This window comes from Bradyrhizobium sp. MI1.4, from assembly GCF_055811315.1.
This window is the reverse complement of record NZ_JBVVPP010000011.1, coordinates 1-16407: the sequence shown is the minus strand read 5'-3', so window position 1 is coordinate 16407 and position 16407 is coordinate 1. Positions and strand designations below refer to the sequence as shown.

The following is a 16407-nucleotide window of genomic DNA, read 5'->3' as shown; positions in this document are numbered from 1 at the left end:
CGGTCGGCCAAACACTTGGCACCGGTCACGCATCCGGCGCTGCGATCATGTCAGCCCTTCTGTCCATCTTTTGGCGTTGCGGTTGCTGCCATTTCTCGTCTAGAAACGACGCATCGAGCCTCCCGGCAACCAACCGTCAACGGTTTTGACCGAGGATTTGAGGGCTCAAAGGGTCCGGTAATGCTGATTCGCGGCCAAATCGATGGGATTTCGGGGGAGGTGGCTCTTGCCGCCGCCGCGATCCCGGCCGCGCTGCTGCCCACCCTCCTGATTGGCGGGCTTCTTCTTACTTGCCCCTGAGGGCCGGCTGGGCGCCATGCGCCTGGGCGCTCAGGGGTTGGTCGAGATCACCGGACACCTCAAGCGCCCAGAAGACTGACGGCGCAAAAAGCTCAAAAGGAAATTCAAATGGCCCCCGTGAACAAGTCCGATAAGGACCGCGTCATCATTTTCGACACCACCCTGCGCGACGGCGAGCAGTGCCCCGGCGCCACCATGACCTTCGAGGAGAAGCTCGAGGTCGCCGAGATGCTGGACGATATGGGCGTCGACGTCATCGAGGCCGGCTTCCCCATTACCTCGGAAGGCGACTTCCAGGCGGTCAGCGAGATCGCCCGCCGCTCCAAGAACGCCGTCATCGCCGGTCTGTCGCGTGCCCATCCGGCCGACATCGACCGCTGCGCAGAAGCGGTGAAATTCGCCAAGCGTGGCCGCGTCCACACCGTGATCGCGACGTCGCCGCTTCATATGCGGGTGAAGCTGAACAAGACCCCGGAGCAGGTGCTCGAGACCTCGGTGGCCATGGTCGCGCGCGCCCGCAACCAGATCGACGACGTCGAATGGTCGGCCGAAGACGGCACCCGCAGCGAGATGGACTATCTGTGCCGCATCGTCGAAGCCGTCATCAAGGCCGGCGCCACCACGGTGAACATTCCTGATACCGTCGGTTACACCACGCCCGACGAATACACCCACTTCATGAAGACGCTGATCGAGCGCGTGCCGAACTCGGACAAGGCGGTGTTCTCCGTGCACTGCCATAACGACCTCGGCATGGCGGTGGCGAACTCGCTGGCAGGCGTCATTGGCGGCGCGCGCCAGGTCGAGTGCACCATCAACGGCATCGGCGAGCGTGCCGGCAACGCCGCGCTGGAAGAGATCGTGATGGCGATCAACGTGCGCAACGACAAATTCCCTTTCTGGAATAAGATCGACACGACGCAGCTGACCCGCGCCTCGAAGGTGGTGTCGGCGGCGACCTCGTTCCCGGTGCAGTACAACAAGGCCATCGTCGGCCGCAACGCGTTCGCGCATGAGAGCGGCATCCATCAGGATGGCGTGCTGAAGGACGCTTCCACTTACGAGATCATGCGGCCCGAGATGGTCGGCCTCAAGCAGTCCTCGCTGGTGCTGGGCAAGCATTCCGGCCGCCACGCCTTCGTGCACAAGCTGGAGGAGATGGGCTACAAGCTCGGTCCGAACCAGCTGGAAGATGCGTTCACGCGGATGAAGGCGCTGGCCGACCGCAAGAAGGACATCTACGACGAGGACATCGAGGCGCTGGTCGACGAGGAGATGGCGGCTTCGCACGACCGCATCAAGCTGACCTCGCTGACCGTGATCGCCGGTACCCATGGCCCGCAGCGCGCGACGATGAAGCTCGATGTCGACGGCCAGATCAAGATCGAGGAGGCCGAAGGCAACGGGCCGGTCGATGCCGTGTTCAACTGCATCAAGCGCCTGGTGCCGCACGAAGCCAAGCTCGAGCTGTACCAGGTCCACGCCGTGACCCAAGGCACCGACGCGCAGGCCGAAGTCTCGGTGCGGCTGTCGCACGAGGGACGCGCGATGACCGCGCGCGCGGCGGATCCGGATACGCTGGTGGCCTCAGCAAAGGCCTATCTCGGCGCGCTCAACAAGATCGTCATGAAACGCCAGCGCGACACCGTAACGACCGCGGCGGCGAGCTGAGGTTGCTACTACCGCCTCTTCCGGAAGCGGGAGAGGCGGTGCTTGCGGCGTTCACCATGAATGGCTGCCCTGCTAACGACCAATAGCAGCTGGTGATGTCGACCTGTATTGATGCTGACGGCATAGGCCACCCGCGCGCCCGGTGGCCCAAATAACAACAGGGAGAGATTATGCGCACCTTCGCGATCGCTGCGTCCATCGCGGTCCTGGCACTTGGCTTGACCGGGCCGGCATCGGCCCAGTCGCCCATCATCATCAAGTTCAGCCACGTGGTGGCCACCGACACGCCGAAGGGCAAGGCGTCGGAGAAATTCAAGGAACTCGCCGAGAAGTACACCGGCGGCAAGGTCAAGGTCGAGATCTACCCGAACTCGACGCTTTACAAGGACAAGGAAGAACTCGAGGCGCTCCAGCTCGGCAGCGTGCAGATGCTGGCGCCGTCCAATTCCAAGTTCGGCCCGCTCGGCATCCGCGAGTTCGAGGTATTCGATCTCCCCTACATCCTGCCTGATCTGAAGACGCTGCGGAAGGTGACGGAAGGTCCGCTCGGTGCCAGGCTGCTCAAGCTGCTCGAACCGAAGGGCATCACCGGCCTCGCCTATTGGGACAACGGCTTCAAGCAGATGAGCGCCAACAAGAAGCTGGTGACGCCGGCCGACTATCAGGGCGTCAAGTTCCGCATCCAGTCCTCGCGCGTGCTCCAGGCCCAGTTCAAGGCGCTCGGCTCGCTGCCCCAGGTGATGGCGTTCGGCGAAGTCTACCAGGCGCTGCAGACCGGCGTCGTCGACGGGCAGGAGAACACCTGGTCGAACATCTATACCCAGAAGATGCACGAGGTGCAGAAGTACATCACCGAGAGCAACCACGGCTATATCGGCTACGTCGTGATCGTGAACAAGAAGTTCTGGGACGATTTGCCGGCCGACATCCGCGACCAGTTGACGAAGGCGATGAAGGAAGCGACCGACTTCAACAATACGCAGTCGCAGAAAGAGAACGAGGACGCGCTCGCCGAGATCAGGAAGAGCGGCAAGAGCGAGATCATCAAGCTCACGCCGGAGCAGGACGAAGCGATGCGCAAGGCCATGGCGCCGGTCTACAAGGACGCCGCAGGCCGCGTCGGCCAGCCGCTGATCGACGAGTTCCAGAAGGAAGCGAAGAGCACGACGAACTGATTTGAACGGAGGTTGAAAGGGGCTTCCGTCCTGGCGCGGAAGCCCCTTTTGTTGCGAATGATTCCGATTGCGACTGAACTAAAATTCAGGAGCGTTACATCTTGGAAAGGACTCGCTCCCTGTCCAAGTTGTAAGTTGCGCGTAAGCCGCGCTGCGCTCATCCTCACGACATCCTTCCAGAGGAGAGTTCGCATGAGGAAATTCACCATCGCCGCCATCGCCGTGCTCAGCATCGCCGGCTCGGGCGCGGTCTATGCCCAGTATCATCGCCCGTGGATGCACGAGCACATGCGCCACATCCGCATGAACCCGGAAGACCGCGCCGCCATGGTCGACGCGCGGATCGCTGCCGTCCATGCCGGGCTGAAGCTCAACGCCGACCAGGAAAAGCTGTGGCCGCCGGTCGAGGCCGCCGTGCGCGACTTCGCCAAGCTGCGCATCGACCGCGCCAATGCGCGGATGAATGCCGGCGCCGGCGATGCCGGCAAGGACGCTAACAAGGACGCCGTCAGGCCGGAGGATCCGGTCGCCCGCCTGCGTCAGCGCGCCGAGGACATGGGCGCAACGTCGGCGGCCCTGAAGAAGATCGCCGATGCCGCCGATCCGCTCTACAAGACCCTCGACGAGGGCCAGAAGCGGCGCCTCGCCGTGCTGACCCGTCACCGCGGCCCGTTCGGCGGCGGCGAAGACGGCCCGCGCCGCCACTTCATGGAGCGTGGAATGGACCGCATGATGGAGCGCGGCATGGACCACTTCCACCGCGACCGTTTCGACCGCGACGATGGCCCGGACCGGGACCGCGAGGGCCGGCTCTGAGCCTGCAAGCGTTGCCCCGATCAACCCTGGCGAAGCCGCTGGAATCCAGCGGCTTTTCGCTTTTTTGGGGGATGTGGGCAAACCCTTGGCAAAGCCTTGGCATACCCTTGGAAAACTTACGCGCCATCGCTTGCCAGACCCGGATCGCTTTGCTAAACGACCGGCCTCGCAAGGCTCTAACCGCCTTTCGGGCGCATAGCTCAGTTGGTAGAGCAGCTGACTCTTAATCAGCGGGTCCCAGGTTCGAGCCCTGGTGCGCCCACCATATAATTCAAACACTTAGCGGGCTGAGCAAACGGCAAAACCAGCGCCGTTTACACCACCGTTTACAGTTTTGTTCTCGCTTCGAGCTTCACCACCGCAGCTTCAGCGACCTGAATGTCGCGACCGAGGTAGTGCGCATCGAGAATGGCCTCGACGTCTTTCAACGAATGACCTGTGACGGCTGCGATCTGTGGCACGCTGGCGCCTGCGATTGCGAGGCGCACCACTGCCGTGCCGCGCAGGTCGTGAAAGGTCAGTTCACCGATACCGGCGCGCTCACATGCCCTTCCCCAGGACGTGCGAAAGCCGTCCGACGTCCATGGCCGACCGAGCGTGTTGGTCAGGATCAGGGGGCCTCGGCGCTCGGTGATATCGAGAAGGGTTCGCAAAGGCGCGCCGGCTGGCATCGCGACGCGCCGCCCGCCTTTAGACTGGCGCAGGCGAATGTAGGGGTTCTCGTAGGCGGACCAGGGCAGTCGCAGCAAGTCGCCTTGGCGCTGGCCACTCCACAACGCCAGGACTAAGGCGGGCTGGATCTCGCTAGAGGCGATCGCAAGAACCGCTGCGATGTCCTGCTCGGTCCAAATCTTGTCTCTGCGGTCTGCTACGTAGAGGCGGCCCCCGCGCTCGCATGGGTTGGTCGCGATGATGCCGCGGTCTTTTGCGAACGACATGATCCGCGCCAACGTGGTCCAGGCGTAGTCCGCCTTACGTGGTGTCTCGGCGAACAGGTCGCGCCAGGCCTTGAACTCACCACGCACTCAACGATCGGCCAGAGCTGCCACCGGCAGGTCGCCGAATTCATCTTCGATCAGCTTAATGTAGGCGAGGTACGCACGACGGGTCGATGCCGCTAGTCCGGTGAACTCTGGTGCGGCCTTGTACTGCGCAACGATCGTCATGAAGGTGCCGGCGCGGGGCTGCCGAAGGCTCGCATGCGCATCGTGATACTCTCGAACGAAGTCTGGCGCACCGGGCTGCGCATGGATGGCGGGGCCCCCACGCCATGCGTAGCAATGTACTTTCGTCTCGCCATTTGCGAGCCGTCTCTTGACCTTATGAATTCCTTTCAGAACGACGCGCACGGTTCATCCTCCATTCGTCCAAGGCCGCACCCTCTGTCTCGCAGTTTTTGGCGTCGCCTACGCCGCTCAGGGTCTGTCGCTCGGCACGGATATGCTGGGCCCATTTCCTCTGCGAGGAACTGGAGCCTTACTTTGGCTACGACAACACCACTAGGGCGACCGATAGGAAGGTTTTCTTCTTCACCCTAGTCGACATCAACTGTGCGAGGTCGCTGAACGAACGCAAGGTCGATCTGAAGCCGATAGCGTGCAAGCTGCAGCGGGGGCTAGCCGACTGCATCGGCCGCCAGGATCGTCGTCAGCCGTCGATTTGGCCGCTCTATCGCCAAATCTCCCTCCTGGCTCGGTCGGACCCAGTCTACGCATTTAGCTCCAGGTGCCAAGGGATTCGGTGATGAGGGGGAGCTGTTCGGTATGTGGGCTTCTGGTCCCTTAACGAGGCATGCATTGATTGCCCGCTTATGGCCCGTTAGCGAAGTACCGGCACATCTCGACTAGGTCCGCTTAATGAGGCATGGCGGACCAGATTTGCTTAGGTTGAGTTCTTCGCACTTTGACCCCTAACAGACATCGCGCCCGGCGGCGTTCACTTTTCGCCTGGGCCACTGTGTTACATTGGGCAAGACGTCCGGCGCTTCGGTCGACAGATGTGCCTTCGCAAGCCTCTCCAATGTGCTATTCTCATCGTATAAGCCATAGGTATACCATGGCAGGTATTGCAGAGTGGCTAGCATCGATCGGTTTGGGCGAGTACGCCGAGCGATTCCGCGAAAACGCCATCGACCTCTCGGTCGTTCGCGATCTCACGGAGCAGGATTTAAAAGATTTGGGCGTCCTGCTTGGGCATCGCCGCAAGATGCTGCGCGCGATCGTAGAACTTCAGAGAGAGGTCCTGCGAACGCCTCAAGCGGGCGCTAAGCCGGCCTCGACGGATCACGCCGGCCGGCGTCAGCTTACAATAATGTTTTGCGATTTGGTCGGCTCGTCGGCACTTTCGGCCCGCCTTGATCTGGAGGACCTGCGGGCCGTAATGGGCACCTATCACCGCTGCATCGCAGAGGTTGTTGCCAGGAATGAAGGGGTTATCGCGCGGTACATGGGAGATGGCGTGCTCGCCTATTTCGGTTATCCCCAGGCCCACGAGGATGATGCCGAACAAGCGACACGCGCCGGGCTGGCGCTGGTCGATGCCGTAGCTAGCCTCCGGACAGAACCCGCCACCGAGCTGCAGGTTCGCGTTGGCATCGCTACCGGTATGGTGGTCGTGGGCGATTTGACCGGCGAAGGTTCAGCTCAAGAGCAGACGGTCATTGGCGAGACGCCAAACTTGGCTGCGCGCCTGCAGACCTTCGCCAATCCCGGTACCGTGCTGATTTCCGAAAGTACGCACCGGCTCACTGATGGGCATTTCGAGTTCCGCAATCTCGGCCCTGTCGCGCTTAAAGGATGGGCCGAGCCAATGCCAGCCTGGCAGGTACTGGGAACAACCGAAGTGGAAAGCCGCTTCGAGGCACAGCACAAATCTCGATTGGCGCCGCCAATCGGGCGTGACGAGGAAATCGAGATGCTCTTGCGTCGCTGGCAGCACGCCAGGCGTAGCGAAGGTTGCGCGGTGATGCTCACCGGAGAGCCCGGTATCGGCAAGTCGCACATTGCGCTGGCGCTTGAGGAGCGGCTCCAAGGCGAACCGCATATAACGGTGCGCCAGTTCTGCTCGGCGCACCACACCAACAGTGCGCTGTATCCTTTCACCCGCCAGCTCGAACGCGCTGCCCGGTTCGAGCGGGGCGACCCGCCCGCAGAGAAGTTCGCTAAGCTCGAGGCTCTGCTCGTGCGGGCTGATGCCGACCGCGTGTTGCTACCTCTGGCCAACCTTCTGTCCCTTCCACCGAGTAACCGCTACCGTATGCCAGAGCTGAGCCCGCAGAAGCGCAAGGAGCTAACGTTAGCGGCGTTTTTGTCCCAGCTAACTGGCTTGGCCGCAAGACAGCCGGTGTTCGTCATTGTAGAGGATGTCCATTGGGCAGATCCGACGTCGCTGGAGCTGCTCACGATGACCTTGGAACACCTACCCCGGCTTCGGGGGCTGCTGCTCATCACGGCGAGGCCAGAGTTCACGCCGCCGTGGCCAGGTCATGCGCATGTGACGACGATCTCGCTCACGCGGCTGAACCGACGCAACGGGGCGGCGTTAATCGAGCGCGTCACCGCTGGCAAGACGCTCCCGGAAGAGGTAATGGACCAGATCCTCGCCCGCACCGATGGCGTGCCCCTATTCGTGGAGGAACTGACCAAGACGGTGCTCGAAACCGGGCTATTAAATGAACAGGACGATCACTACGTCCTCAACCGTCCTCTCCCCCCGATGGCGATTCCAACGAGTTTGCACGCATCGCTGATGGCAAGGCTCGATCGATTGGCTCCAGTGAGGGAGGTGGCTCAGATCGGCGCTGTGGTGGGTCGCGAGTTCTCCTACGAACTGCTGAGCACCGTAGCCGGGTTGTCAAAAGAGAGACTTGAGGAGGCGCTTGCTCAGTTGGTTCGCTCGGAGTTGATATTCTGCCGGGGCGAGATACCGCAGGCAATCTATACCTTCAAGCACGCGCTTGTGCGGGACGCTGCCTACTCGGGACTCCTGAAGAGCCGACGCGCAGCGCTGCATGCTGCGATCGCGGGTGCCTTCGAGCAACGGTTCCCGGACCTTGTGGAGACTCAACCCGAAACTCTTGCGCATCATCTGACAGAGGCCGGCCTGTTTCAAAAGGCGGAGGCATATTGGCTGCAGGCAGGCAAGAAGGCCGCCATGCGCTCGGCCAACCTTGAAGCCATCGCACACTTGCAGCGGGGTATCGAGGCCTCGGGCCATCTGCCAGAAGGCGCCGGAAAGGATAAGCTGGAACTTGCCTTCCACTTCGCCCTTGGGCCCTGCCTGATCGCTACGCAAGGGCCAGCCTCGAACAAGGCGATGGCAACCTTTGCCCGCGCGCGCGAGCTGTGCGAGCGCCTGGGAGACCCTCCCGAGCAACTCCAGGTGATGTTCTGGTTGACCACTGCGAGCGTAATGCGCGGTGAGTTGCCGGTCGCCGAGGAAACGATCGCGGCCCTGCTCCAGCTCGCCGAAGCGCGCGACGATCTACCGGCGTTGCTCAACGCGATGCGCGGGCAGGCAATGATCCGCCTCTTCATGGGACAGCTTACCGGTGCCCATGAAGCGATTGGACGCGCCTATGAAGCGTTCGAGGCGAGCAGCGAGGACGACAGGCTGGCGGCGCGTTCGGCCGGCCAGGATGCCGGCGTGGCGGACCTGGCGCTGATGTCGTGGGCGCTCTGGCTGCTCGGCCAGCCCGATACGGCAATTGTGCGAATGGACGCTGCCATTCGGCGCGCAGACGCTATAAGTCATCCGCATTCCCAGGCGTATGCCTGTTACTACGCATGCATTCTTCACGCGCTTCGCGGCGAGTTCCTGGTCGCGCAAGGTCATGCCGAACGTTGCATCGCCCTTTCCGAGGAACATGGATTCCGGCAATGGCGCCTGGCGCGCGCCCTTCGGGGCATATGCGTGGCTTCGCTCGATCCTTCACCCAGCGCACTGGGGGAGATCGGTGCCGTCTTGGACGGATATCGCAGCGCCGGTTATCAGCTGGCCATCACCGCGCTCGACGTGTTGTTGTGTCCGCCATTGTTAAATAGTCACGACTACGAGGCCGCGCTGGAGTTGATCGAGCACGGCCTAGCTACAGCTAACCGTAACAGCGAACGAATCCTAGAAGCCGAACTGTATCGTCTAAAGGCACGGGTGCTGGTCGCCCGCGGTGGACCGGCCGTGGAAGCCGAGGCGCAGGCGCTGCTCGACCGGGCATTGAGCACGGGAAGAAGTCAACACGCCAGGACGCTTGAGCTCCGCGCCGCAACGGACCAAGCTGCTCTGTGGATCCATCAGGGCAGACGCGAGGAAGCGCTCAATTTTCTCGCGCCGATTTATGCCAGCTTCACCGAAGGGTTCGAGACGCATGATCTAAAGGTGGCAAAGGTGCTTCTCGATGGGCTACGGTGATCAAGCCGGGACAACGCTTGCGCAGATTTAAATCGCAACGCGATCTGCTTACTTGGGCTTGGCACCACTAGCCGCCCTCTTTAGAGCCGCATAAGTACGATCTCGCAGCTCTAACCAATTCGGGTCGTCCTGTGGATTCTCGTTTATGAAAATGGGCTTGAGCAGCTTGTCGTCTTTACTATTCGCCTTAATCTCGTTTTCCGCTTTGTTAAATGCATCGATTGCTTGTTTAGCGGCGGCGTATCCTAGCGTTATCGAATTTTCGAGATTGCTGTGGTTCCACTTGAAATTGATGTGCCCCGGCACGTGAATCTCGACGACTACGCCTCTCCAAGGCGTTTTCCCGTTCCTCCTGTCCACGGCTGGTTTGTCGAGCATCCCGCACTCGACCGCTTTCTCGAGTATTCCGGCTTCGGCTGCTCTGTCGAGTGTGTGCGCCTCTTTGACGTGATATTTGAAAAGCTTGACGTCATCCTCACCGACCGTTGCCGCAAACAGTTGGCAGAGATTTGCTAGTGCATCGTGAAGATTTTCCGGAACGCGGATTTGCTTCGCATCGACGATCCGGCTCACCCAGATTTCATCCAAATCAGGGTGCTCCTCGAGCAAGCTATCGAAGTTCACAGTATCGACTAACGCCCCTTCGCAATATGTAACTTGGTCGATCTCAACCGTCCCTTCGACGAAGGGAAGAGACGAACACGCACACAGGCTGCGTGAGTCGATAGCTCCCCTGTACTGCTTTTTCTCGTCCTCCTTCATCCGACGATTGGAAAACAACGCCAGCTTCTGTTCGTCGAGATTCCAGGCGTTGTGATAGATGTGTGGCATACCGTCCTTTTTCAGCTCGTCGAACTTTATGCTCTTCATAAACTCGCTATCCGGATAGTTGATCCTGGATAGGCCGTTGACCTTGGACAAGTACATCAGGGAGGTGAGGTATCGGACAAGTGGATTAGGTGCGAGCACCTTATTGAGTATCCAGTTGTTGATGTCTCCTTCGCGCCATTCCTTGAAGGGTTGTTCACCACGAGGCAGACGATTGAACCAAGCGGACATGTTGCCCTGGATCTGTTCCATCATTTTGTACGGTTGCCATCGGAAATCACTGTAACTTTTGGGATCGGTGACGAAGTCCTGGAAGGCCTTGATGTTGGCGTTCCAATCCGTCCCGAATACGGTGTTTATGGGGAAACGCTCATAGCCTTCATCGTCCCGAAACACGCCGTCCCTGAAGAATTCATAGGTCAGCTCGGCTCTGCTTTTGTTTTCTTTTTTGATTTTTTCTTCATCGAATTGATTGTAGACGATGCCAACCCAGGCGCCGATGCAGGACAACGCCCACACATCAGACTTATCGTCGAACGTCTTGCCGTCCTCAGCAAGTGCTTTCAGAACCCCGATGTGTAGCCCTGCTGCCGGTCCGCCGCCGCCGAGCGTAATCGCTCTCTTCACCATTGGTTCCTCCCATCTATTTTATCGTGTGGCTTATTCTCCGATCGAGTTTCCGAATTGCGTGAAGAGGAAGAGATTAATCGTTTTTGGGATCATTGGAAAGCGCGGTTGAGGTGGATATTCGACGCTTTCTTGGACCTTCGCATCGAACTAGCGCACATACGCTAGGAGCGCGAGGACTTGGTATCGTGCGATTACGTTTGACCCTCTCGTACAGGTGTGAACCAGTTCGCGTTAGATATTAATCGCTGACGGTAGTAGGAGTAGCTGTAGTCCATTTCGTGACTTCCGGTAATGTGAAGGGTTTCGGATGCCGGCCCCATGACGGTGTTGCCGCGCACACGGGGGCCGGCGTCCGAAAGCCTCCAAAGGAGGAAACCGCGCTGGGGGGACGTAGGACGATGCCGCGTGATCGAGCTAGTCGCGTCAAACAACCTTCAGACGATCAGGACGATCGCCTATGGGGATTTAATGTTTGGCGGCACCTATACTTTCAATGGCTTGGCTATAGCAAAAATACCACACCACACAATCTAAACGTGAGCTCCTCGATATTTGAAGGCCATAAGGCAAACTGATCTCTGGCGGCTGGAAAGCCCCCGGAGCTATCAGAGCCGAAACTGTTTCGAGCTGCTCGTCAAGAGCATCACCGCATTTGTAAGTCTGCTTACGTCGAGATGCCTCGACGGGGTCCAACTAGCGCGACGTTGAACACAATCGCGATCGAGGATTCGAGTTGGCTCTTGTGCAATGGTTGGTGCTCCGCCACGAACTTCCAGATCAGCACGTCCTCGATCATCGGATCGTCGCCAGCTACGCACCAATTGCCCCGCTCGTCACGATGAGCTGTCGCCTATTGCTTTGCCGTGTCGCCAGCCGCGGCGTTCTACCGCGCGAGCGGTTTAGTCCTTTGGCGCGTCAGCGAACTCGCTGAGCGCTTCGTTGAGGTCCGCTCTGTACGGCAAGGCGGACCAGATTTGCTCCGGTTGAGTTCTTCGCATTTTGACCCGAAGTCGTCCTTGGACGGAGCATGCGCTGACCTCCATGGAGAGCGCACCTACGATCGATAAAATCCACTCTCTAAGAGAGACGTGCCTTTGCGACCAAAAAACAATCCTACACATCGTCGCGGGCGTTTTGATGGCCCGGCAAATGACGCCCGAGTACCGAACGAACGTAGGTTACAGTCGCCGCGCAGTGAGATCGCCCGCGGCTATGTCGAAGATGTTGGCAAACTGTGAGGTAGTTTATATCCCTGCATTCTTGGCCCACCCTAATGTGGCAGAGGCTTCTTACTTTAAAGGAGGCATCCAATGCTCGCCGCAATCAAATGGAACTCCCGATATAGCGCTCGCGAATGGGTGATGATGGCTGGGGTGCTCGTCGTCCAACTCCGCACACTGAATGCAAACCGACAGAAGGGTGAAAGCAAGCCAAAGCGGCCACTCTGGAAATACTTCGACGACACTCATCATTGGGACTCAACCGCGGAGGAATGGGTCCCCGACAAGATCAGTGATAGTGCAACGCATTATGCGTCCCGCAGGCCGAGTTCCGAGACTCCCTCTCACTAGTGGGCCTATCGAGCGGTGCGGTCGCGCACAAGTAGCTGGATCGGGATGTGCGTGCCTCTGGCCGCTTGATAGCGATCCAGCAATTGCTTGGGCCGTTTGCCGGCCGCTTTGGTAAACAATCTGGATAACAAGGCCATCGCGCGCGTCGAGCAAGACACTTTCATCTGTCACATGCGTCAACTTGCCTGTCTTTCCCGACCGCATTCGCCGCATTATCGAGGAATGCCCGCCCCCGTCGTAGATGATCAAGGTAGGCGCGCGCCAAGCCGTGCAAAATGGCATATACTCACAAGCCAGTAGTATTAAAGCCTAACGGCAGAATGCCCTTCGGAACAAATGCAACGCGACGTCCTACGTCAGGAGGACGTCGCGATGCAATTGTGCATCACAACCAGAGGGGAAGTTGCTATGAAGCGACGTTCATTGCTCTTGGCATTGTGTTCTTCCGCCTTCATCTCTGCACCGGCACTGGCCGATGAGGTCAAGCAGGAGGCCGAAAAATTAGCCGTCGCCTACACCGACTGCGTCGCCAAGAAAGACGCGGCCTGTGTCGCTGCGCTCTATACAAAGGACGGGGTCCAGATCAACCCGGGCGGTGTGTTTTCCGATCTCAAGACCGTATACGAAAACAACTTCAAGAACGGCACCGATCATATAGAGATCAGAGTCGGCAACATGTCGGTCATCAACAACGATCTGGTCGTTGCCAACGGCGAGACCGACATCTTCGGTAAGGACCCTAAGAGCGGCGACGCCACCAAGGTTACAGTGTTCTGGGGCGCCATCGACATACGTGAAGGCGGCGCTTTAAAAATCCGCCAGTTGACCGTCGGCATGAAGCCGCCTCCAGCTAAGGAAGCCAGCGCCGAGAAGAAGTAGGACGTCATCATGTCGTAAGTCACCACGCGCCCATCCTCTTTGAGGGTGGGCGTTTGATCTTGCTGCACGCGTCCGAAAGCGAAATACGGTTGCCTCGAAATGCACACCGCTCGCGCGATGTCTGCAAGTGGCCCATCCACGTCTCATTGAGGTCCGTTCCATGGGGCTTAGCGGACTGAATATGCTCGCGTTGAGGTTTTCGCTTTTGAACCCGCACCGCACATCGCGCGGCTGGCAGGCGTACTCGAGATTCTGTGGCAGAAGTCATGGCCGGCCAGTCCCAATGTGTTAGTTTGGGGCGAGTGATAGGTTGTCTCTACCTTTGCCGAGGCATCAGACATGAAGCGGCGCGAGTTCATAACGGCACTCGGCGGCGCTGCGGTGTGGCCGCTGGCGGCTCAAGCGCGCAATCTAAAAAGATTTACCGCATTGGATATCTGACGGCTAATTTGAGCAGCTATCCTTGGGTAAACGGCTTCGTTCGCGAATTAAGTGATCGCGGCTATTCGGAGGGCAACAATCTCACCATCGAATGGCGGGAGGCAAAAGGACATTCGGAACTTCTGCCTGGGATGGCTGCCGATCTGGTCCGGCAGAATGTCGACGTGATCGTGGAACGTTTGAAGTTCGTTCACCGCCGGAATTTGAGGTCGCGTTTGCTTCAATCCTGCGCAAAAGGCAGGATCCGATGATTGATGCGATGACTACCGTCACCGATCCGATGTTCGTCTTTGATCGGAAGAGGATTGTCGACTTCGGAATAGAAAACAAAATTCCGAACGCCCATGAATATCGAGAATGGGTGCAGAGCGGCGGACTGCTTGCCTTTGGTCCTACAATTGATGGAATATGGCGTCGGGGCGCATATTTCGTCGAGAAGATCCTCAACGGGGCAAAGCCAAGTGATTTGCCCGTCGAAGGGCCGAGCGAATTCCATCTTGCGATCAACCTCAAAGCTGCCAAAGATATGGGCCTATCTGTTCCTCGGCATTTGGTCGCGAGGGCTGACGAGTTGATTGTCCGCTAATGACCACCGATTGCAGACCTCCGGGTTGAGGACCGGGAGCATTCCGATGTTCTCGAAGGTCAAGGCGCTCGGCATCGATCTCCCTGCGACGCTGCTCGGCCGAGGTGATTGAATAACGATCTTCTGCGCTGCACGAGTCTGCTGTTGGGCCCATCTCGGACATTCTGACCGGCGCTGATGATGGTCCCCGGAGCTCAAGCGGAAGTAAGCAGCCGGGACGCCGAAGGCCGCTCGTGTGAAGGGTTTCGGATGCCGGCCGCATGATTGACGGCGCGGCACATTCGGGCGGCCGGCGTCCGAAAGCCTCCAAGGGAGATGCTATGGGGCGGCGACGAGGATATTGCATCCATTGTTGCTGATGAACCGATGGAGCGCCCCATGCAGAAGTTGAACGATCTGAGCCGATCCTCGAGCCCCCTCGACCCGAATGGCACGCTGATCGCAGTTATCGAACTGAGTCTGTTGAGCTGGCTCGTCGCCGGCATCGTGCCTGGCGTCGAGCGCCAGCCATTGAAGAAGCTCGCGGTCGACGAGAGCGCATTGCTGAAGTTGCTGCATCGATGGCGAGAGGAAGCAACGAAGGCCGGGCATCGGATCAAACGCATCGCCGTCGTTTTCGAGGCCGGCCGTGACGGCTTCTGGCTGGCGCGCTGGCTCAGGGCACGCGACATTGAGGCTCACGTCATTCACGCATCGAGTGTGGCGGTGTCGCGCGAGCACCGGCGCGCCAAGACCGATCGGCTCGACACCGAGCTGCTCAAACGCTCTTTTCTCGGCTGGCTGCGCGGCGAGCGTGATCACTGCAAGATGGTGGCGATCCCGACAATCCAGGACGAAGATGCCAAGCGGCCCAACCGCGAACACGAGAGCCTCGTCGGAGAACAAAGTCGGATCGTCAACCGAATGAAAGCAGCGTTGATCCGGCTCGGCATCCGCGGCTTCAATCCCAAGCTGAAGAAAGCTGCCGAACGCCTTGACGGCTTGCGCTCCCCCGAGGGCGAGCCGATCCCGCCCAACACCCTGGCTGAGCTGCGTCGCGACATGGCGCGCCGGCGGCTCGTCAGCGATCAGATACGGCAGATCGAGGACGCTCGCCTGGAGCGTCTCAAGCAAGCGCCCAATGATGGACCACATGCAATGGTGCACCTGCTGGCGCGCGTGATCGGGGTTGGTGTTGAGACGGCCGACATGCTGGTGCAGGAGGTAATGTCGCGAAGCATGCGCGACCGACGGGCCGTAGCGCGTTATGCCGGCCTCACGGGCTCGCCCGACGAGAGCGGCAGAAAACGCCGGGAGAAAGGGCTGACCCGTTCCGGCAACGCTCGGGTTCGACGAGGCATGATCCAATTGGCGTGGCGATTTCTCATGTTCCAGAAGGACAGCACCTTGGCGCAGTGGTTTCGAGCCCGCACCGAGAATGCCCGCGGGACGCGCAAGACCATGATCGTGGCCTTGGCGCGCAAGCTCCTGATCGCCCTGTGGCGTCTCGTGCGGGAGGGAGTAGTGCCGGACGGCGTCGTTCTGCGGCCGGCATAATCAACGGAGGTCGACACCCAACAGTTTCGGCCCTGTCTGTCCGCTTGTGACGGTGTCGCCGATGACGGTTCGAGGTGGCGGGGTCCCGACGTGTTTCCTTGGCTTTCAATGCCGAAAGGGAGAATGGGTCCGCCGCTTCGGAGCTTCGCTGCCGATGCGTATGACTGCATCATGGTTCGGGTCCTTGGACCCACCGAATACAAGGTTGTGGCGCGATTGATCGCGCCCGCAAGCGAGCTCCCCCTCCGATCGTTATCCCGATCGCACCAACCGTGCCGTCGTGCTCGAAGCTGTCAAGGTGTGGCCTGGCAACGGCGGAGCCTGTGGTATGATTCGTGCGACGGCCAACCTTGGACAGCTTCTGCGCACGCCAGCGCAGGCGAAGTGCGGGTCGGGACGAAGAAACGGCTTTCAGATCGAACAAAGAAACTGACGAAGGAAAAGATGCGCGACCTGTCGCCTCTTGAAACGCCTCCTTGACAAAAAAAGCCCCATACAAGGAAACCGCGCATGGTGGGCAGGACTGATGCGGCAGGCTCTATGGGGATTTGAGCGCTGCAGGCGAGCT

12 protein-coding genes and 1 tRNA gene are annotated in these 16407 nt (G+C 59.6%); 9 read left to right on the top strand and 4 right to left on the bottom strand.

What is annotated here, in order from left to right:
* Nucleotides 1-408: 408 nt before the first annotated feature.
* The 4 genes from AC0L23_RS15100 to AC0L23_RS15085 all read left to right on the top strand — a co-directional run bounded on the left by AC0L23_RS15100 (nucleotide 409) and on the right by AC0L23_RS15085 (nucleotide 4227).
* Nucleotides 409-1971 (top strand): 2-isopropylmalate synthase, encoded by a 1563-nt coding sequence (locus AC0L23_RS15100; protein ID WP_018457500.1) that lies wholly within the window; start codon nucleotides 409-411, stop codon nucleotides 1969-1971.
* A gap of 170 nt (nucleotides 1972-2141) precedes the next feature.
* Nucleotides 2142-3146, top strand: coding sequence for a TRAP transporter substrate-binding protein (locus AC0L23_RS15095; RefSeq protein ID WP_473357088.1), 1005 nt, complete (start codon nucleotides 2142-2144; stop codon nucleotides 3144-3146).
* Nucleotides 3147-3338: 192 nt separating this feature from the next.
* Entirely contained in the window at nucleotides 3339-3962 is a 624-nt protein-coding gene (locus tag AC0L23_RS15090) for a Spy/CpxP family protein refolding chaperone (protein WP_018457502.1), read from the top strand.
* A 189-nt stretch (nucleotides 3963-4151) separates the two neighbouring features.
* Nucleotides 4152-4227: transfer RNA gene (locus tag AC0L23_RS15085), tRNA-Lys, on the top strand.
* 61 nt (nucleotides 4228-4288) lie between these two features.
* Here the strand turns inward: AC0L23_RS15085 and AC0L23_RS15080 are convergent.
* Complete coding sequence (locus AC0L23_RS15080) at nucleotides 4289-4987, bottom strand: tyrosine-type recombinase/integrase (RefSeq protein ID WP_473357087.1); 699 nt, start codon at nucleotides 4985-4987, stop codon at nucleotides 4289-4291.
* Complete coding sequence (locus tag AC0L23_RS15075; protein WP_473357086.1) at nucleotides 4988-5311, bottom strand: hypothetical protein; 324 nt, start codon at nucleotides 5309-5311, stop codon at nucleotides 4988-4990.
* 706 nt (nucleotides 5312-6017) lie between these two features.
* Here AC0L23_RS15075 and AC0L23_RS15070 point away from each other — a divergent pair.
* On the top strand, nucleotides 6018-9368 hold the full coding sequence (locus AC0L23_RS15070) for an adenylate/guanylate cyclase domain-containing protein (RefSeq protein WP_085350202.1): 3351 nt from the start codon (nucleotides 6018-6020) through the stop codon (nucleotides 9366-9368).
* Nucleotides 9369-9416: 48 nt separating this feature from the next.
* On the opposite strand, the gene AC0L23_RS15065 is transcribed toward AC0L23_RS15070, so the two are convergent.
* The gene (locus tag AC0L23_RS15065; protein ID WP_247475444.1) at nucleotides 9417-10826 is read right to left on the bottom strand and encodes a patatin-like phospholipase family protein; all 1410 of its coding nucleotides are present in this window, start codon (nucleotides 10824-10826) and stop codon (nucleotides 9417-9419) included.
* Between the two features lie 664 nt (nucleotides 10827-11490).
* Complete coding sequence (locus AC0L23_RS15060) at nucleotides 11491-11622, bottom strand: hypothetical protein (protein WP_473357085.1); 132 nt, start codon at nucleotides 11620-11622, stop codon at nucleotides 11491-11493.
* 1183 nt (nucleotides 11623-12805) lie between these two features.
* On the opposite strand from AC0L23_RS15060, the gene AC0L23_RS15055 reads away from it, so the two are divergent.
* From AC0L23_RS15055 to AC0L23_RS15040, 4 genes are all read left to right on the top strand, one after another.
* Nucleotides 12806-13276, top strand: coding sequence for a Cif family virulence factor (locus AC0L23_RS15055; RefSeq protein WP_018460466.1), 471 nt, complete (start codon nucleotides 12806-12808; stop codon nucleotides 13274-13276).
* 383 nt (nucleotides 13277-13659) lie between these two features.
* Nucleotides 13660-13968: a type 1 periplasmic-binding domain-containing protein gene (locus tag AC0L23_RS15050; protein WP_157643160.1), complete on the top strand. Its 309-nt coding sequence runs from the start codon at nucleotides 13660-13662 to the stop codon at nucleotides 13966-13968.
* The gene (locus AC0L23_RS15045; RefSeq protein ID WP_473357084.1) at nucleotides 13965-14303 is read left to right on the top strand and encodes an ABC transporter substrate binding protein; all 339 of its coding nucleotides are present in this window, start codon (nucleotides 13965-13967) and stop codon (nucleotides 14301-14303) included. The genes AC0L23_RS15050 and AC0L23_RS15045 overlap by 4 nt, the downstream gene beginning before the upstream one ends.
* Nucleotides 14304-14681: 378 nt before the next feature.
* Nucleotides 14682-15839 (top strand): IS110 family RNA-guided transposase, encoded by a 1158-nt coding sequence (locus tag AC0L23_RS15040; RefSeq protein WP_085357166.1) that lies wholly within the window; start codon nucleotides 14682-14684, stop codon nucleotides 15837-15839.
* The last annotated feature ends 568 nt before the right edge of the window (nucleotides 15840-16407 follow it).